An 18,075-nucleotide genomic window follows, 5' to 3' on the forward strand; every position below is an offset into this window, starting at 1 on the left:
GCGCCGACCGTTGGTCGCCACGATGCGGTAGGTGCCGACCGTTGGTCGGCACGATGCGGTGGGCGCCGACGGTTGGTAGCCACGGTGCGGTGGGCGCCGACCGCTTGTCGGCGCAATACGGTAGTGCCGACCGCTGGTCGGCACGGCCTCTCACGCGGCGCGCGCCAACCGCAGGAACTCCTCGGCACCCACGGGTTTGCCGAGGTGGTAGCCCTGCAGCAGATCGCAGCCGAGGTCGCTCAGGTACTGGCGCTGGCCGTCGGTTTCCACGCCTTCGGCGACGATCTGCAACTGCAGCGAGCGGCCAAGCGCGATGATCGAGGAGACGATCGCGGCATCTTCGGCGTTGTCTTCCAGGTCGTGCACGAAGGCGCGGTCGATCTTCAGCTCGGTGGCCGGCATGCGCTTGAGGTAGAGCAGGCTGGAGTAGCCGGTGCCGAAGTCATCGATGGAAATGTTCACGCCCATCGCAGTCAGGCCGTGCAGGATCTGCAGGCTGGCTTCGACATCCTTCATGGCGGTGGTTTCGGTGACTTCCAGGGTCAGCCAGCGCGGCTCCAGTGCATGCCGCTGCAGGGTGCTGCGCACCGTGTCGAGCAGGGTGCTGGAGCCGAACTGCAGCGGTGACAGGTTGACCGCCATCGACCACTCCGCATGCCCGGCGTCGTGCCACTGGCGCAGCTGCGCACAGGCGCGATCGAGCACCCAGTCGCCGATCTGCAGGATCAGCCCGCTGCGCTCGGCGAGGGGAATGAAGGCATCCGGGGACAGCAGCCCCAGCTCGGGATGCTGCCACCGCACCAGGGCTTCGGCCCCGATCAGCGCCTCGCCGTTGGCCGGGAACTTGGGCTGGTAGTGCAGCACCAGTTCGTTGCGGATCACCGCCTTGCGCAGTTCCTGCAGCAGTTTGAGCTGGCGGTTGGCGCTGACATTGAGCGACTGGGTGAAGAACGTATAGCCGTTCCGCCCCGATTCCTTGGTGTGGTACATCGCCGCGTCGGCATGCGCCATCAGGTCGCGTTCGCTGGTGGCGTCGGCCGGGTACAGCGCGATGCCCAGGCTGGCGCTGACCTGCAGCTCCAGCGCGTCGATCAGGAACGGCTCGGCGACGGTGGCGATGATGCGCTCGGCCACCACGGCGGCATCTTCGGGGGCGTCGACCTGGAACACGATGACGAACTCGTCGCCCCCCAGCCGCGCAAAGGTGTCCTGCGCGCGGAGCAGGGCGGCCACGCGCTGGCTCATCTGGATCAGCAGCTTGTCGCCGAGTTGATGGCCGTACGCGTCGTTGATGGTCTTGAAGCCGTCCAGATCGCAGAACATCACCGCAAAGGTGAACTGCCGGCGGCGCGCCTTCTCGATGGCCTGTTCGATGCGGTCCTGCAGCAGCATGCGGTTGGGCAGTTGGGTGAGCGGATCGTGCAGCGCGGCCTGGATCAGCTTTTCATTGGCCTGGGCCAGCGAGTCGGCGAGCAGGCCGGTGCGGGTGCGCATCTGCCGATCGAACACCGAGGCGATCAGGGCGATACCCAGCGTGGCCAGCGTGGTGACGATCACCAGCACCGCCAGCCACTTGCTGTCGATGCCTTCGCCGTAGGCCGCGCCGCAGAGGCTGCCGGCCGGGAAGCTGGCCGCCGCCATGCCGGTGTAGTGCATGCCCACGATCGCCAGGCCCATCACCAGCGAGGCCAGGCCGCGCAGCAGGAACGGCCGGTGCTGCTCGCCACGCAGGCGGAAGGCGATCCACAGCGCCGCCCCGGAGGCGGCGATGGCGATCAGCAGCGAGGCGCTGAACCACAGCGGGTCGTACTCGATGCCAGGCTCCATCTGCATCGCAGCCATGCCCAGGTAGTGCATGGCCGCGATGCCAAGGCCCATCAGCACTGCGCCGGCGGCCAGCCGTATCCAGGGCAGGTGCGGGCGGGAGACCAGCCACAGGGCATAGGCCGAGGCGCCAACCGACACGGCCAGCGAGTACAGCGTGATCGCCAGGTCGTAGCCGACCGGGATCGGCAGGTCGAAGGCGAGCATGCCGATGAAGTGCATGGACCAGATGCCCAGCCCCATCGCGATGGCACCGCCGGTCAGCCACCAGCGTGCGACACGGCCCTGGGTGCTGGCCAGACGGCCGGCCATGTCCAGCGCCGTATACGAGGCGAGGATGGCGACCAGCAGCGAGAACACGACAAGACTCTGGCTGTAGGTGCCGGTCATGGAAGAAAACCTGGGGGAGCGGAGGGGGTGCAGGAGTGCGCCGGGGTATCGGCGCCGGCTCGGGATTCTTTAGGGTCCATTGCGCGGCGTCTCGGATGCTGCGACGCGGCTCGGCTATCCTGACCGTCTGACGATGAAGTGGAAGTGGACATGGCCAAGAGGCTTACCGCCTACGTCTGCAGCGAATGCGGCGCGGAATACAGCAAGTGGCAGGGCCAGTGCACCGAATGCGGGGTCTGGAACGTGCTTGGCGAGGTGGTGCTGGAAAGCGCCGCGGCTGCCAAGTCGCCGGCGTCGCGGCGCTCGGGCTGGGCCGGCAAGGTCGATGCACCGCAGATCATGGCGCTCAAGGATGTGCAGCAGACCGAGCATCTGCGGGTGAGCACCGGGATCGGCGAGTTCGACCGCGTGCTCGGCGGCGGGCTGGTGGAGGGGGCGGTGGTGCTGGTCGGCGGCGATCCGGGCATCGGCAAATCCACGCTGCTGCTGCAGGCCGTGGCAAAAATGGCGGCGACGCTGCCGGTGCTGTACATCACCGGTGAGGAGTCGCTGTCGCAGGTGGCCGGGCGCGCGGTGCGCCTGGATCTGCCGCTGGACGGGGTCAATGCGCTGGCCGAGACCGGGATCGAAGCCATTCTCAGGCATGCCAGCGTGGCCAAGCCGAAGCTGATGGTGGCCGACTCGGTGCAGACGCTGTGGACCGAATCGCTGACCGCCGCACCCGGCTCGGTCAGCCAGGTGCGCGAAAGCGCGGCGCGGCTGGTGCGCTTCGCCAAGGAAACCGGCACTGCCGTGTTCCTGGTCGGGCATGTGACCAAGGAGGGCGGCATCGCCGGCCCGCGCGTGCTCGAACACATGGTCGATGCGGTGCTGTATTTCGAAGGCGAGAGCGGCAGCCGCTTCCGCCTGCTGCGCGCGTTCAAGAACCGCTTCGGTGCGGTCAACGAACTGGGCGTGTTCGCGATGGGCGAGAAGGGGCTCAAGGAAGTCTCCAACCCCTCGGCGATCTTCCTGTCCGGTGGCAGCACGCGCCAGCCCGGCAGCTGCGTCATGGTCACCCGTGAGGGCACCCGGCCGTTGCTGGTGGAAGTGCAGGCGCTGGTGGACTCCTCGCCGCTGTCCAACCCGCGCCGGGTGGCGGTGGGCCTGGAGCAGAACCGGCTGGCCATGCTGCTGGCCGTGCTGCACCGCCACGGCGGCGTACTGGTCGGCGACCAGGACGTATTCGTCAATGTGGTGGGCGGCATCCGCGTGCAGGAAACGGCGGTGGACCTGCCGGTGCTGCTGGCGGTGTTGTCCTCGCTGCAGGACCGCCCGCTGGCCGAAAAGACCATCGCATTTGGCGAGGTGGGGCTGTCCGGTGAAATCCGGCCGGTGCCCAATGGCGAAGACCGTCTGCGCGAGGCCGCCACGCATGGCTTCAAGCGGGCCATCGTGCCCAAAGCCAATGCGCCCAAGGCCGGCAGCGTCAAGGGCATGGAAGTGATCGCCGTGGAACGGCTGTCCGAGGCCATCGACGCGATCTGAACGTGCTGTTTCCGGTGCACCCGCCGCGCAGGCAATGCGCGGCCGGGCTGTGCTAGTTTTCCTCTCCTGAAATCCTCGTTCCAGCTCGCATCCCCGCCGGGGTGCGCCCGCCAGAGAAAACGATTACATGCAAGAGACTCCCCTGGATGTACAGGGCGCCAGCGAGATCCGTCGCGCCGGTGTCGACCTCAACGGATTGATGACTGTCCTTGGCAAGCATCTGTATTCCACCCCGGTGGTGGCCCTGCGCGAACTGGTGCAGAACGCGCACGATTCCCTGGTGCGACGGCGCCTGGAACAGGCCGACTGGCAGGACCCGGGCCGGATCGAAGTGCATGGCGATGCCGTCAACGGCATCGTGCGCATCATCGATACCGGTGCCGGCCTGACCCAGCAGGAAATCCACGATTACCTGGCCACGGTCGGCGTGGGCTACACCCGCGGCCTGCGCCAGGCCGGCGACGATGACGAGGGGCTGATCGGCATGTTCGGGCTGGGCTTCCTGTCCGCGTTCGTGCTGGCGCGCCGGGTGACCGTGCGCACCACCTCCTACCAGCAACCGACGCTGGGCCACTGCTACGTGTCCAGCAATGCCGAGCAGTACACGGTGTCGCCGATGCCGGCACGTGCGGTCGGCACCGAGGTGGTTCTCGAACTGCACGGGAGCTACGTCCATCTGGCGCAGGAACAGAACCTGCGCGACATCCTCGGCCGCTACTGCGCGCTGCTGGGTGAGCCGATCCACATCGGCCAGGATGCGCGCGCGATCAATCCCGAACCGCCGCCGTGGCGCCCGCAGGCCGGTGTGGTCATGCACCCGCTGCAGGCGCAGCGCCGTGGCCTGGAGTTCGCGGCGCACTTCGAGCGCAGCTTCGAGCCGATCGCCTGCATGCCCTTGCGTGCCGATGGCGGCAGTGATGCCGTGGGCCTGCTCTGGGTACAGGACGGTGCCACCTACGGCACCAGCGACAACCGCAACCTGTCGGTGTTCGTGCGCGGCATGCTGCTCGACGACGACGCGCGCGATCTGCTGCCGCCGTGGGCCGGCTTCATCGGCGGCGTGATCGAATCGGGGCGGTTGACGCCCACCGCCAGCCGCGAAGACCTGCAGCGCGACGATACCTACAGCGCGGTCCAGCATGCGCTGGGCGAGGCGTTGATCGACGGGCTGGTGGAGATCGCGCGGCAGCAGCCCGAAGCCTGGCGACGCATCCTGGTGCGGCACAACGAGGCGCTGCTCGGCGCTTCGCTGTGCGATGACCGCCTGTTCCAGCTGCTGCTCGAACATGTGCGCGTGCCCAGTTCGCAGGGCGACATCAAGGCCAGCGAGCTGCCGTCGCGCGGCGCGGTCCACGTGATCCTGGACAGCGGCGGTGGCTTCGAAGAGATGCTGTTCCGTGCGATGGGCGTGCCGGTCGCGCATGGCAACCGCTACGCGGTGGTGCCGTTCCTGCGCCGCTGGACCCAGGCCAAGGGCATGCGCCTGGTGGAACTGGGCACCGAGCAGGGCAACCGCGCGCTGTTCCGCACCGACACGCTGCCGGAGGCCGAACTGGACTGGCTGCAGACCCACCTGGGCGATGGCGAACAGCTGCTGCCCGCGCACTTCAGCCCGGCCGAGCTGCCGGTGGTGGTGGTGCCCGACCGCGAGGCCGAGCTGAAACGCCGGCTGGAGGACGACGAGAACGACAAGCGCGTATCGATGGCCGCGCTGCGGCTGGCGCGTCAGTTCACTGCCCGCATCGTGGCGCGGGCGCCGTCGCGCCTGTACCTCAACCTGGACAACCCCGCCGTGCAGGCGTTGCTGGCGGCGATGCGCGCCGGCAACCCGCAGGCCGAGGCCGCCGCACGCCTGCTGCGTTCGCTGAAGGTGATCGTCAGCGCGCAGGGCCGCGCGCAGGACGGTGGCGCGGCCAGCAGTGACCTCAACCGCGCGTTCGGCGACATCGCCGATGCCCTGCAGCAGATGCTGCAGGCGCGCTGACACTCCCTTTCTTCAACGTTACGCAACACAGGACAGCACGACCGCATGGATATCTGGAACTGGGTGGAAAAACTGCAGGACGACCTTGGCGAAGCCGGGCAGGCGCAGAGCGCGCAGCTGCTGACGCGCTTGACCGATGAGGTCTGCGAACTGCGCATGGACCGCGTGGACGCCTTGTTGCCCGAAGCGCGTGCGCTGGGCAAGACGCTGGGCAATCCGTGGCTGGAGGTGTTCGTTGGCCATTGGGACATGCGCAACCGCGTTGGCAACCGCCTGGAAGGCGAGTCGGCGCTGGGCGATGCGGTGGCGCTGTTCGAGCGCGCACACCGGGCCGACACGGTGGAGTGCCCGCAGTCGATCTGCGTGACCCAGGACCTGGCGGCCTGCTACGGCAACATCGACGGCCCCGGCTGGGTGCCCGAGCGCATCGAGGTCTGCGAGGAAACGCTGGCGCGGATCAATCCGAGCTGGGCGTGCTTCCAGTGCCTGAGCTGCGAGAAGGCCGATGCGCTGCTCGACGACGGCAACAGCCAGGGCGCGCTGGATTACCTGGATGTGCAGGCTGGCACCGTGCTGGCGCACGGCGGCAAGGTGTACGACAGCTTCCCGGAAATGCGCATCAAGATCCTGCTCGCCAGCGGCCGCGCGGCCGAGGCGCTGGCGCTGATCGATGTGCGCCAGGCCGAGGTGGACGCCGAAGGTGACTACGAGCCGGCCAACTGCACCATTCCGCGCAAGCTGTCGCGCGCGTGGGCGCTGGCGCAGCTGGGCCGCGACGAGGAGGCGCTGGCATCGCTGGTGCCGTTCAACCAGCTGTCGCCCAACTACCGTCGCATGTGGGCGCATACCGTGGCGCTGCTGGTGCGCAACGCGCCCGAGCGCAACAGCTGGGATCTGGGCCGCCGCCTCAGCGCGACCCTGGCGCATTACGCCGAGGTCGGTGCGCATCGCTTCGTGATCGAGATCGCCGGGCTGTGCGTGGACATGGCGCTGCAGCGTGGCGCGGTGTGGACCGCACGTCGCCACCTGGCGCTGGCGAACCAGCACCTGGGCAGCCTGCGCCAGGACCGCGGCGCCAGCGACGCGGTGGCCGCGATGGCCGCTCGCATCGATGCCGCCCCCAGCGCGGCTGCGTTGCCGGTACCCGCCGAAGGACTGCTCGACTGGCTGGTCGAACAGGGCGAGCAGAGCGATGGGCGCGATCCGGAGCGCGAGGCGCAGTGGCTGCTGCAGGGCGTGGCGCAGCGTCCCGACGACGCGGCCATGCTGGACGTCGCGGCTTCGGCGCTGAGTGCCTGTGGCGCCGAAGACGAAGCGGTGGCGCTGTTGTGGGCGTTCGTCGAGCGCCATCCGCATGAGGATGCCGCCCCGGCGTACTCGCTGATGCGCCTGCTGGTGCAGCGCGGCGACCCGGCCGGGCTGGATCGCCTGGTGCAGCACTACCAGGCGCAGGTGCCGGTGTTCGCGTTGTGGTGCCAGGCGCAGATGGCGCACAAGCTTTCCGATTGGGCTGCGCTGGAGCAGGCGTGTACCGCGCTGCTGGCGCTGTCGCCGCAGTCGCACGGCGCACGCAACCTGCTGGCGATGGCCCTGATGGCGATGCAGCGCTTCCAGGACGCCGCAGGGCAGTACCGTCACCTCACCGAGGTGCTGGACGAGCCGCGCAGCGCGCATTGGGATCACATGACCGCCGCCAGCGCAGCCCGCGACTGGGCGGCCGTGCGTGGCTCCGCAGCGGCGCTGGGCATGGCGCTGGAGAGCACCGACGGCCCGATCGAGGAATCCCTCGGCTGGGTGATCATCCGCTGCACGGACGGTAGCGAGCCGATCGAGTACTACGCGCGCCGCACCGGCCCGGTGACCGCGCGGATCGTCGAGAACGCGCCGGCCAACCGTCGCCAGCGCGTGGATGACTGGGTGGTGTTCGATGCCGAACTGGTGCATCCCGCACCGGAGGACGAGGAAGAGCGCGAGCGCTTCATGCCCACCTATGCCGAGGTCCATCTGCTCGAAAGTGGTGGCCATGCGGGCAGCTGGCTGGTCGATGGCGTGCACCCCGGTGACGACGCATGGAGCGCCTTCTCCGAGGCGGTGGAGGCCCACGGCTGGAAGCTGTGGACGCACAGCCCGGACGACTACGAGCTCACCGACGCCGAAGGCGACGGCGCGCCGCTGCCGGGGGTGCTGTTCACCGTCGCGCAGCCGCAGGACCAGCCGCCACTGGCGTTGCACCGGTTCCTGCTCGACGCGACCGCGCACTGGCCGCATCGGCTGTGCTGGCTGCGCCTGGCCGAAGCCTGCGACCAGGATGAGCAGCGCCATCTGGACGTGATCGAGCGCTACGGTCTGTAATGACCGGGCCGGGCGTGCCAATGGGGCGCCCGGCCCCCATCGACAGGGAAGGAGATAGAGAATGCGGATGCCGCAATGGAAGCGGGTGTGTGGAAGCCTGGCGTTGGCGCTGCTGTGCGCGCCGGCGGCGCAGGCCGGGCAGGCGTGCGATGACCCGGTGGCGGTGGCGCGCCGGTTCCAGCAGGCCAGTGTCGAGGGGCTGCTGGAAACGCCGGCGGCGTTGCTGTCGCCCGGGCTCGGCGCGCTGTTCGCCGGCGAGCGCGATTGCCAGGAGCGCGAGCAGGGCATCTGCCATCTCGACAGCGATCCGTGGCTGGATGGCCAGGATGGCGAGATCGACGCGCCGTTCACCTTCGCACGCGTGGCCGGCAGCGCGGCCGATGTGGCCACGGTGGAGGTGCGTTATGCGGTGTGGGGCGAGCCGTACCGGGTACTGTTGTCGCTACGGCAGCGCAAGGATGGATGCTGGGGCGTGGACGATATGACCACCCAGCGTGGCAGCCGCCTGCGCGATCGGCTGACCGGACCGCTGTAGCCGGTCAGCGCGCGTGGCCGAACACCAGTTCGATCACGAACTGGCTGCCGAAGAACGCCAGCAGCAGCAGGCCCATCGCGGTCAGCGTCCAGTGCACTGCCTTGGCGCCGCGCCAGCCGTAGCGGCGGCGGCCGATCAGCAGCGTGCCGAACACGATCCACGACAGGATGCTGAGCACGGTCTTGTGCACCAGCTTCTGCGCCAGCAGGTCGTCGACGAACAGCACGCCGGTGACCAGGGTCAGGGTGAGCAGGGCGAAACCGACGGCAATCACCCGGAACAGCAGGGCTTCCAGGTCGGCCAGTGGCGGCAGCGCACGCAGCCACGGCCGGAAGTCGCGTCGGCGCAGGGCGCGCTCCTGCAGCCACAGCATGATCGCCAGCAGTGCGGCCACGCTCAGCGTGGCGTAGGCCAGCAGCGCCATCCAGGCGTGGGTGGCCAGTTGCCAGCCCAGCGGGCGGCTCGGCTCATGGCCGTAGGCGTGGTAGATGCACAGCACCACCGCCGCCATCGGGAACACCAGTACCCCCAGCGCCGCCATGCGGCCGCGCGCGGCCACCAGCGAGGTCAGCCAGGCCATGCCCAGCCCGACCAGCGACAGGGCCGCGAAGAAGTGCATGTCCGGGCCGCCGCTGGTGCGCATGGCCACCATCACGTGGTAGCTGCCGTGCAGCAGCATCGCCGGCAGCGCCGGCCACAGCCAGGCCGGCGAGCGGGGGCCGTCATCGCGGCTCACCGCACGCACCAGCAGGCCGGTGGCGGTCAGGTAGAGCAGGGTCGCGATGAGAACGATTGTCATCGTGTCAGTTTCGCATACCCCCGGGATGCTGGCGATGGCTGCGGCGACAGGCCGCAGCGGCGATCCGGTGGCTTCGACGGACCCGCTATACTGTGCGTCTCTTTGTCTTTCGTTCTGAACAGGTTGCCTCCATGTTCGAGTCCCTGACCCAGCGCCTCTCCGGCACCATCGAGCGGCTGCGCGGCCGCGGTCGCCTCACCGAGGAAAACATCCGCGAGGCCACCCGCGAAGTCCGCATCGCCCTGCTCGAGGCCGACGTCGCCCTGCCGGTCGTTCAGGCCCTGATCGAGCGGATCAAGGTGCGTGCGGTCGGCCAGGAAGTGCTCAAGTCGCTGACGCCGGGCCAGGCCCTGATCAAGGTGGTGCGCGACGAGCTCACCACGGTGATGGGTTCGGCCGCCTCCGACCTCAACCTCAATGTGCCGGCCCCGGCGATCATCCTGATGGCCGGCCTGCAGGGCGCGGGCAAGACCACCACGGTGGGCAAGCTTGCCAAGCACCTGAAGGAAAAGCGCAAGAAGAAGGTGATGGTGGTGTCGGCCGACGTCTACCGTCCGGCCGCGATCGAGCAGCTCAAGACCCTGGCCGACCAGGTGGGTGTGCTGTTCTTCCCGTCCACCGCCGACCAGAAGCCGGAGGCCATCGTCCGCGCCGCCATCGACGATGCGCGCAAGTCCTTCGTGGACGTGCTGCTGGTCGATACCGCCGGCCGCCTGGCCATCGACGACGCGATGATGGCCGAGATCAAGGCCCTGCACGCAGCGGTCAACCCGGCTGAAACGCTGTTCGTGGTCGATGCCATGACCGGCCAGGATGCGGCCAACACCGCCAAGGCCTTCGGCGAAGCGCTGCCGCTGACCGGCGTGGTGCTGACCAAGACCGACGGCGACGCCCGCGGCGGTGCCGCGCTGAGCGTGCGTTACATCACCGGCAAGCCGATCAAGTTCGTCGGCGTCAGCGAAAAGCCGGACGGCCTGGATGTGTTCCACCCCGATCGACTGGCCAGCCGCATCCTGGACATGGGCGACGTGCTGTCGCTGGTGGAACAGGTCGAACAGCAGGTCGACAAGGACAAGGCGGCCAAGCTGGCCGAGAAGGTCGCCAAGGGCAAGAAGTTCGACCTCAACGACATGCGCGACCAGCTCGAGCAGATGCAGAACATGGGCGGCATCGGCGGCCTGATGGACAAGCTGCCGGGCCTGGGCCAGATCCCCGAGCACCTCAAGCAGCAGGTCAGCCAGGGCAAGGAAGTGCCGCGCATGATCGCCATCATCAACTCGATGACCAAGAAGGAACGGCGCAATCCGGGCCTGCTCAACGGCTCGCGCCGCGCCCGCATCGCCCGCGGTTCCGGCCTGACCCCGGCCGACGTCAACAAGCTCATGAAGCAGTTCCAGCAGATGGAAAAGATGATGAGCAAGATGGCCGGTGGCGGCATGAAGGGCATGATGCGCAGCATGAAGGGGATGATGGGCGCGATGGGCGGCCGCGGCGGCCTGCCGTTCCGCTGAGTGCCCTGTGCGCGGCCGGCCTCCGGGCCCCGCGCAGCCTCTGTTTCAACGAAATGTCCGCACGCGTCACCCGCGTGCGCGTTTGCCCCTTGTCAGCGTCTGTGCCGGGTGCTTGACTAGCCTGCGGTTGAACCTCTCAAAGGAATGCTCGTGAACAAGTCGATCGTGGTGGTGGCGCTGGTCCTGGCGCTGACCGCCTGCAAGGACGACACGTCGATGTCGCAGAAGGCAGGCAGTGCGATCAGCGGCACCGCCGCCGATTTCGTCGCCGGCCTGGGCGAGGGCGTGGACAAGCGCATGAGCGTGACGCTGCAGACCGACCCCGGTCTGGCCGCACGCGGCCTGACCGTGACCCAGGGCAAGAGCCGTGGCATGGGCTCCAAGGACGCGGCGGTGTACGTGGTGGCCGACAAGCCGTTCAAGGGCAAGCTGGTGGCGCGCGCGCTGGATGCCGATGGCACCGAGATCGGCCGGGCCGTTGTCGAAGAAGAATTCGCCGCCGACGACGCGCGCTATGTGACCTTCACTTTCAACGAAGAAATGGACAGCCAGCTGGTCCGCACCTACGCGGTGTCGGCGCGCTGAATCCTGCCGGCGTGCATGCCGGGCAGGGCGGTGCGGCGTATGCTGGCCGGGTCTGACCTTACAGGTGCGCCCCGCGTGAGTCTTTCGCCGATCCTCGAACGCGCCGACGGTTTCTGTCGGCGTTTTTCATTGCAGGCCCCGATCCTGCTCGCCCCGATGGCCGGGGCCTGCCCGGTGCCGTTGTCGGCGGCGCTGGCCAGCGCAGGCAGCATGGGCGCGATGGGCGCGGTGCTGTCCCAGCCGCAGGACATCGTGGCGTGGATGGACGACTTCCGCGCGCAGTCCAGCGGGCCGGCGCAGGTCAATGTCTGGCTTCCCGATCCGCTGCCGGCGCGCGATGCGGACGGCGAAGCCGCTACGCGCGCCTTCCTGGCGCAGTGGGGCCCGGCGGTGCCGGCCAGTGCCGGTGACGCCGGCCCGGCCGATTTCGATGCCCAGTTCGACGCGCTGATCCAGGCGCGGCCGGCGGTCGCCTCGACCATCATGGGGGTGTTCTCTGCCGCCCAGGTGCAGCGGCTGAAGGACGTGGGCATTGCCTGGTTCGCCTGTGCCACGACCCTAGCCGAAGCGCAGGCGGCGCAGGCCGCCGGTGCCGATGCGGTGGTCGCGCAGGGATTTGAAGCCGGTGGCCATCGCGGCGCGTTCGATCCCGCAGCCGCCGAGCGCCAGCTGGTGGGGCTGTTCGCGCTGCTGCCCCGGTTGGCCGACCACCTGCAGGTGCCGGTGATCGCGGCCGGCGGCATCGCCGATGGCCGGGGCGTTGCCGCTGCGCTGATGCTGGGCGCCAGCGCGGTGCAGGTGGGCACCGCCTTCCTGCGCACGCCCGAATGCGCGCTCGATCCGGCCTGGTCGCAGGCGCTGGCCGCAGCCGAACCGGAAGACACCTGGCCGACGCGCGCCTTCAGCGGCCGCCTCGGCCGCGGCCTGGCCACCGCCTATGTTCGCGCGGCGGCCGCCCCCGACGCACCCGCGCCGCGGCCGTATCCGGTGCAGCGCGGCCTCACCGCGCCGATGCGCGCGCAGGCCAACCGCGAGCACCGCCTTGACGCGATGCAGGCCTGGGCCGGGCAGTCGGCGTGGATGGCACCGGCGCGCCCGGCGGCCGAGGTGCTCGCGCAGATGTGGGCGCAGGCCCGGGCGCTGCTGGCATGAAGCTGTACTGCAACGGCCTGCCCGCCAGTGCCGGCGACCTCGCCGGTGCGCTGACCAACTATGGGCATTTCACCTCGCTGCAGGTGCGCGACGGTGCCGTGCAGGGGTTGGATCTGCACCTGCAGCGTCTGCAGCAAGGCACTCACGAACTGTTCGGCACCGCGCTCGATACCGCCCAGGTGCAGGCGTGGATGTGGCATGCGCTGCAGGCCGAGGGCGTGCGTGATGCATCCCTGCGGGTGACGGTGTATTCGCACGCCTTCGATTTCCGCCGGCCGCTGCAGCCCGTGCCGGTGGACGTGCTGGTGGCGGTGGCCGCGCCGGTGACGTTGCCGGCGGTCTCGCGCTGCCTGCGCACGGTGCGCTACCAGCGCGACCTGCCGCACCTGAAGCACGTGGGCACGTTCCCGCTGTTCGAGCACCGGCGCGCGGCATTGCAGGCCGGTGCCGACGATGCGCTGTTCGTCGGCGAGGATGGCGCCATCAGCGAGGGCACCACCTGGAACATCGCGCTGGTCGCCGGCGAGACGCTGGTGTGGCCGCAGGCGCCGGCGCTGCGCGGCACCCAGGAGCGGCTGCTGCAGGCGGGGTGGGGCGCGGGCCAGCAGGTCCGGCCGGTTGCGCTGGCGGCGCTGGCCGGCTTTACCGGGGCGTTCGCCTGCAACGCGGTCGGGGTCTGGCCGATCGCGCGGATCGATGCGCTGGCGCTGCCGGACTCCGAGGCGCTGTGCGCCCGTGCGCGGGCCGTATTGGCGTCGGTTCCGTGGCAGCCGCTGGCTGGGTGACGTCCGGGTAAAGGGGCTGTTCAGCTTTTCCGGCCGGCGCAGGCTTGGAATGGCCCGGGCGCGCCGCTATAATCGCCGGCTTACCGCGCCATCCTGGCGACTGGGCAATTGAGGAAACAACACATGGTCAAGATTCGACTGACCCGCGGCGGCGCCAAGAAGCGTCCGTTCTACCACATCATCGTGACCGACTCGCGCAGCGCCCGTGACGGCCGCAACATCGAGCGCGTCGGTTACTACAACCCGGTGGCCCAGGGTGCGGAATCCCGCATCGTGCTGGACCTGCCGCTGGTCGACAAGTGGGTTGCCAACGGCGCCCAGATGACCGACAAGGTCCGCAACCTGTACAAGGAAGCGACCAAGGCCCAGGCCTCCGCGGCCTGATCCTGAAGGGCCGCGCCTGCCGCGGCCCATCGGTCTATTCAGATGAAAGATACCGAGCGCCGCATCCTGCTGGGCAGGATTGTCGGCGCTTTTGGTGTGCGAGGCGAGATCAAGCTCGAGTCCTGGACCGAGCCGCGTACCGCCATCTTCAACTATCAACCCTGGATCCTGCGGTCGCCCGCCGGCCAGGAACGCACCCTGACCGGGGCACGCGGACGTCAGTCCGGCAAGCATCTGGTCGCGGTGTTCCCCGATGTCACCGACCGCGATGTGGTCGAGTCGATGTACGGGACCGAAGTCTATGTGCCGCGCAGCGCGCTGCCGCCCCCGAAGGCCGACGAGTATTACTGGGTCGATCTGGAAGGGCTGCAGGTGCGTACCGTCGATGGCGTCGAACTGGGCCGGGTTTCGCACCTGTTCTCGACCGGCTCCAACGATGTGGTGGTGGTGCAGGGCGACCGTGAGCGGATGATTCCGTTCGTGCAGCCGGACTTCGTGGTGTCGGTGGATTTCGAGGCCAACCTGGTCATCGTCGATTGGGATCCGGAGTTCTAGTCCGGATGCGCATCGACGTCATCACGTTGTTCCCCGAGTTCATGGCGCAGTCGGCCGCGCTGGGCGTGGTCGGCCGTGCCGCCGAACGCGGCCTGCTCGACCTGCATGGCTGGAATCCGCGCGATTACGCCGAAGGCAATTACCGCCGGGTGGACGACCGTCCGTTCGGCGGCGGCCCCGGCATGGTCATGCTGATCGAGCCGCTGCGCGCCTGCCTGGCCGCGGCCAAGGCGGCCGATCCGGCGCCGGCGCCGGTGATCTACCTGAGCCCGCAGGGCAAGCCGCTGACCCAGGCCAAGGTCCGGGAACTGGCGGCGCTGCCGCGCATGATCCTGCTGTGCGGACGGTATGAAGGCGTGGACGAACGTTTCCTGGCGGCCGAGGTCACCGAGGAAATCTCGATCGGCGACTACGTGCTGTCCGGCGGCGAGCTTGGCGCGGCGGTCATCGTTGATGCCGTGACCCGGCTGCAGGAAGGCGCGCTCGGCGATGCCGAATCGGCTGCCCAGGACAGTTTCGAAGGCCCGCAGGGGCTGCTGGACTGCCCGCACTACAGTCATCCGGCACAGCATGAATGGGGTCCCGTCCCCGATGTGCTGCGCTCGGGCAACCATGCCGCCATCGCCCGCTGGCGCCGCCAGCAGTCGCTGCTGCGGACCTGGTTGCGTCGCCCGGACCTGCTGGACGAAAGCCAGTTGTCCAAGGCCGACCGGCTCCTGCTGGAGCAGGCCCGGCAGGCCCACACCGGAGACCCCGCCCCCTAGCGTGGCGGCGGTTCCTGGATTAGAATGCGGGATTGCCATCGGCCCTTTTCGGGCTGGCTGGCGGAATCCCTACAAAAAAACGTGCAGCACAGTCCGGTGACTGCATGAGCCCACGTTGTCGAACGACACGACCACCCGAACACTATCGGTGCACCCATGAGCAAGCTGAACAAGACCATTCTTTCGGATTTCGAATCCGCCCAGATTACCCGTGAGCTGCCGAAGTTCAGCCAGGGTGACACCGTCGTCGTCAACGTGAAGGTGAAGGAAGGCAACCGTGAGCGCGTGCAGGCTTACGAAGGCGTCGTGATCGGCACCAAGAATGCCGGCCTGAACTCGGCCTTCACCGTCCGCAAGATCTCGCACGGCTACGGCGTCGAGCGCGTCTTCCAGACCCACAGCGCCATCATCGACTCGGTCGAAGTGAAGCGTCGTGGTAAGGTCCGCGCCGGCAAGCTGTACTACCTGCGTGGCCTGGAAGGCAAGGCTGCCCGCATCAAGGAAGATCTGGCTGCCGCTGCGCAGGCCAAGGCTGCCCGCCTGGCTGCGAAGGCCGCCCAGTAATTCCGGCGCGGTGTACCGGCCTACGGCCGGTACCTGCCCAACAAACGGCCACCTTCGGGTGGCCGTTTGCGTTTGGCGATCCGTTTACGGGCGTGCCGGTGCCGCAGGGTCCGGATCGGCCACCGGCGAGGGCGGCATCGACGGGACTTCGGCCGGTGCGGCCAGTTCCTCGCGATGGGTGGGCAGCATGCGCGCCTTGCGCCACCCGCCCCAGCGGTAATAGCCCAGCGACAGCAGCATCGCGAAGAACGAACTGACCGGGAAGCTCCACCACACCGCGTCGGCGCCCAGGTACGGCTGCATGCCCTCGGCGAACGGCACGCGGATGCCCCACAGCGACACCGCCAGGATCAGCAGCGGCGGAATCACCGCACCGGTGGAGCGCACCACCCCGGAAATCACGAAGTTCACGCCGAAGAACAGGAACGACCACACCGCGATGTGGTTCAGGTGCCGCGCCACGTCGAGCGCCTGGCTGCCGTCGGGCAGGAACAGCGCCAGCGTGTAGCGGTCGAGCAGGATCAGCGGCAGGATCAGCGCGCCGGTGAGCAGGAAGTTGTAGAGCACGCCGCTGCGTGCGGTGCCGCGCACGCGGTCCCAGTTGCCGGCGCCCACGTTCTGCGCAGCCATCGAGGAGCAGGCCGCGCCGATCGCCATCGCCGGCATCTGCACGTAGGTCCACAACTGCAGCGAGGCGCCGTACGCGGCGGCGGTGTCGGTGCCGTAGCCGTTGACGATGCTCACCGTGACGATCATCGACAGCGAGATGAGCACCATCTGCAGGCCCATCGGGATGCCCTTGACCACCAGTGCGCGCAGGATTTCGGTATCGATCTTGAACAGCGCCATGTCCTTGCGGCCTAGCCACAGCACGTGCCGCTTGTTGCGCATGTACAGCAGCAGGCCAAGCAGCGCGGCGGTCTGGGCGATCAGGGTGGCCCACGCGGCACCGGCGATGCCCAGTTCCGGGAACGGGCCGATGCCGAAGATCAGCAGCGGGTTGAAGCCGATGTCCAGCACCACCGACAGCAGCAGGAAGCGGAACGGCGTGCGCGAGTCGCCGACGCCGCGCAGCGCCGAACTCAGGAAGGCGAACGCGTACAGCGTGGGCATCGCCAGGAAGATGATGCGCAGGTAGGCCTCGGCCAGCGGCAGCGACGCGGCGGGCGTACCCATCGCGGCCAGCAGGGGGTGGGACAGCCACCAGCCGGCGATGGCGATCACCACCGAGAGCCCGATGAAGAAGGTGGCGCTGGTGCCCATCACGCGACGTGCCTGCGGCAGGTCGCGCGCGCCCATCGCCTGGCCGATCAGGATGGTGGCGGCCATGCCGATGCCGAACACCGAGCCGATCAGGAAGAACATGATGCTGTTGGCGTTCGCGGTGGCGGTCAACGCCGCCTCCCCAAGGAAACGCCCGACCCAGATCGCATTCACCGAGCCGTTCAGCGACTGGGCGATGTTGCCGGCCAGGATCGGCAGCGCGAACAGGAACAGGTTGCGCCCGATCGGGCCGGTGGTCAGGTCAAGCGGCGCTTTGGCCATGTGCTCTGGAGATCAGGCTCTGGGAGCGGCACACTAGCACCAAGCCCGTCAGCGGGATATCGCCATGCCACACCTGTTCCCCCTGCGCCTTCGGGCCACTGCACACGTGCCTGTATGGGCGCGCACCTGCGCCGCGCTCTTGATTGCCGGCGCGCTGGCCGCATGTTCGAGTACGGACCGCCTGGGCGATGCCCAGGTACGGCCGATGGACCGACCGGAATGCCAGGTCGGCAGCCAGCGCCGCGATCTGGATGCCGGAGTACCGGTACTGATCGGTGGCACCGGTTGCCGCGGCAACCCGGACGCACCGCAACCGATGAATCGACGACCGGCCAACGCCGTGGAGCTGGGCAAGCAGAATGACTGACGCAACACCCGTGGCCGCCGTGCGGCTGGATGTCTGGTTGTGGGCGGCGCGCTTTTTCAAGACCCGCAGCCTGGCCAAGCAGGCGGTGGAGACCGGCAAGGTTGACGTGGCCGGGCAGCGCCCGAAGTCCTCGCGCGCGGTGCGCGTGGGCGAGCAGCTGCAGATCAACCGCGGCGATGAAACCTATGACGTGCAGGTGCGCGGCCTGAGCGATCTGCGCGGGCCGGCGCCGGTGGCGCAGCAGCTGTATGAGGAAAGCGAAGCGTCGCGCGCACGACGTGCCGAGCTGCATGCGCAGCGCGCCGCGGCGAAGAATGGCTACCAGCCGCCGGAGCACAAGCCGGACAAACGTGCGCGACGGTTGATCCGGGCGTTGGGGGATATCGACGCGATCTGAGTGCCGGCCCGCAGCCGGCACCCACAGCATCGGTAGTGCCGACCGTTGGTCGGCA

General features: G+C 68.6%; 17 protein-coding genes. 14 read left to right on the top strand and 3 right to left on the bottom strand.

All coding sequences use genetic code 11. The features are described 5' to 3' along the window. Positions 1–150: 150 nt before the first annotated feature. Entirely contained in the window at positions 151–2,214 is a 2,064-nt protein-coding gene (locus ACLB90_RS15700; RefSeq protein WP_411850336.1) for a putative bifunctional diguanylate cyclase/phosphodiesterase, read from the bottom strand. 150 nt (positions 2,215–2,364) lie between these two features. On the opposite strand from ACLB90_RS15700, the gene radA reads away from it, so the two are divergent. The 4 genes from radA to ACLB90_RS15720 all read left to right on the top strand — a co-directional run bounded on the left by radA (position 2,365) and on the right by ACLB90_RS15720 (position 8,612). Continuing rightward, a complete protein-coding gene (radA, locus tag ACLB90_RS15705; protein ID WP_411850337.1) occupies positions 2,365–3,741 on the top strand; it encodes a DNA repair protein RadA in 1,377 nt (458 codons plus the stop codon). 127 nt (positions 3,742–3,868) lie between these two features. Continuing rightward, positions 3,869–5,725: an ATP-binding protein gene (locus ACLB90_RS15710; RefSeq protein WP_411850338.1), complete on the top strand. Its 1,857-nt coding sequence runs from the start codon at positions 3,869–3,871 to the stop codon at positions 5,723–5,725. 45 nt (positions 5,726–5,770) lie between these two features. Further along, entirely contained in the window at positions 5,771–8,077 is a 2,307-nt protein-coding gene (locus tag ACLB90_RS15715) for a hypothetical protein (RefSeq protein WP_411850339.1), read from the top strand. Between the two features lie 61 nt (positions 8,078–8,138). Further along, the gene (locus ACLB90_RS15720) at positions 8,139–8,612 is read left to right on the top strand and encodes a hypothetical protein (RefSeq protein WP_411850340.1); all 474 of its coding nucleotides are present in this window, start codon (positions 8,139–8,141) and stop codon (positions 8,610–8,612) included. 4 nt (positions 8,613–8,616) lie between these two features. On the opposite strand, the gene ACLB90_RS15725 is transcribed toward ACLB90_RS15720, so the two are convergent. Continuing rightward, positions 8,617–9,411 (bottom strand): inner membrane protein YpjD, encoded by a 795-nt coding sequence (locus ACLB90_RS15725; protein ID WP_411850341.1) that lies wholly within the window; start codon positions 9,409–9,411, stop codon positions 8,617–8,619. A 131-nt stretch (positions 9,412–9,542) separates the two neighbouring features. Between ACLB90_RS15725 and ffh the strand changes: the two genes are divergently transcribed. From ffh to rplS, 8 genes are all read left to right on the top strand, one after another. Further along, complete coding sequence (gene ffh / locus ACLB90_RS15730) at positions 9,543–10,922, top strand: signal recognition particle protein (protein ID WP_017355335.1); 1,380 nt, start codon at positions 9,543–9,545, stop codon at positions 10,920–10,922. A gap of 150 nt (positions 10,923–11,072) precedes the next feature. Then, positions 11,073–11,507 carry a hypothetical protein gene (locus ACLB90_RS15735; protein WP_411850342.1) on the top strand — a complete coding sequence of 145 codons (435 nt, stop codon included), beginning with the start codon at positions 11,073–11,075 and terminating at the stop codon, positions 11,505–11,507. 75 nt (positions 11,508–11,582) lie between these two features. Next, positions 11,583–12,659, top strand: a complete 1,077-nt coding sequence (locus ACLB90_RS15740; RefSeq protein WP_411850343.1) for an NAD(P)H-dependent flavin oxidoreductase — start codon at positions 11,583–11,585, stop codon at positions 12,657–12,659. Further along, complete coding sequence (locus ACLB90_RS15745) at positions 12,656–13,444, top strand: aminotransferase class IV family protein (RefSeq protein WP_411850344.1); 789 nt, start codon at positions 12,656–12,658, stop codon at positions 13,442–13,444. Before ACLB90_RS15740 ends, ACLB90_RS15745 begins: the two co-directional genes overlap by 4 nt. A gap of 123 nt (positions 13,445–13,567) precedes the next feature. Continuing rightward, positions 13,568–13,828 carry a 30S ribosomal protein S16 gene (gene rpsP / locus ACLB90_RS15750; protein WP_017356068.1) on the top strand — a complete coding sequence of 87 codons (261 nt, stop codon included), beginning with the start codon at positions 13,568–13,570 and terminating at the stop codon, positions 13,826–13,828. A 42-nt stretch (positions 13,829–13,870) separates the two neighbouring features. Further along, positions 13,871–14,383 carry a ribosome maturation factor RimM gene (gene rimM, locus ACLB90_RS15755; RefSeq protein WP_411850345.1) on the top strand — a complete coding sequence of 171 codons (513 nt, stop codon included), beginning with the start codon at positions 13,871–13,873 and terminating at the stop codon, positions 14,381–14,383. 5 nt (positions 14,384–14,388) lie between these two features. Then, positions 14,389–15,147 carry a tRNA (guanosine(37)-N1)-methyltransferase TrmD gene (gene trmD / locus ACLB90_RS15760; protein ID WP_411850346.1) on the top strand — a complete coding sequence of 253 codons (759 nt, stop codon included), beginning with the start codon at positions 14,389–14,391 and terminating at the stop codon, positions 15,145–15,147. 156 nt (positions 15,148–15,303) lie between these two features. Further along, entirely contained in the window at positions 15,304–15,711 is a 408-nt protein-coding gene (gene rplS / locus ACLB90_RS15765; RefSeq protein ID WP_017356065.1) for a 50S ribosomal protein L19, read from the top strand. 84 nt (positions 15,712–15,795) lie between these two features. On the opposite strand, the gene ACLB90_RS15770 is transcribed toward rplS, so the two are convergent. Beyond that, a complete protein-coding gene (locus ACLB90_RS15770; protein ID WP_411850347.1) occupies positions 15,796–17,256 on the bottom strand; it encodes an MATE family efflux transporter in 1,461 nt (486 codons plus the stop codon). A 205-nt stretch (positions 17,257–17,461) separates the two neighbouring features. Here ACLB90_RS15770 and ACLB90_RS15775 point away from each other — a divergent pair, with 205 nt between their 5' ends. Both ACLB90_RS15775 and ACLB90_RS15780 read left to right on the top strand, forming a co-directional pair. Further along, the gene (locus ACLB90_RS15775; RefSeq protein ID WP_411850348.1) at positions 17,462–17,623 is read left to right on the top strand and encodes a hypothetical protein; all 162 of its coding nucleotides are present in this window, start codon (positions 17,462–17,464) and stop codon (positions 17,621–17,623) included. After that, positions 17,616–18,020, top strand: a complete 405-nt coding sequence (locus ACLB90_RS15780) for an RNA-binding S4 domain-containing protein (RefSeq protein ID WP_411850349.1) — start codon at positions 17,616–17,618, stop codon at positions 18,018–18,020. Before ACLB90_RS15775 ends, ACLB90_RS15780 begins: the two co-directional genes overlap by 8 nt. Positions 18,021–18,075 lie beyond the last annotated feature (55 nt).

It is taken from the genome of Stenotrophomonas sp. LGBM10 (assembly GCF_046736075.1).
Lineage (GTDB): Bacteria > Pseudomonadota > Gammaproteobacteria > Xanthomonadales > Xanthomonadaceae > Stenotrophomonas.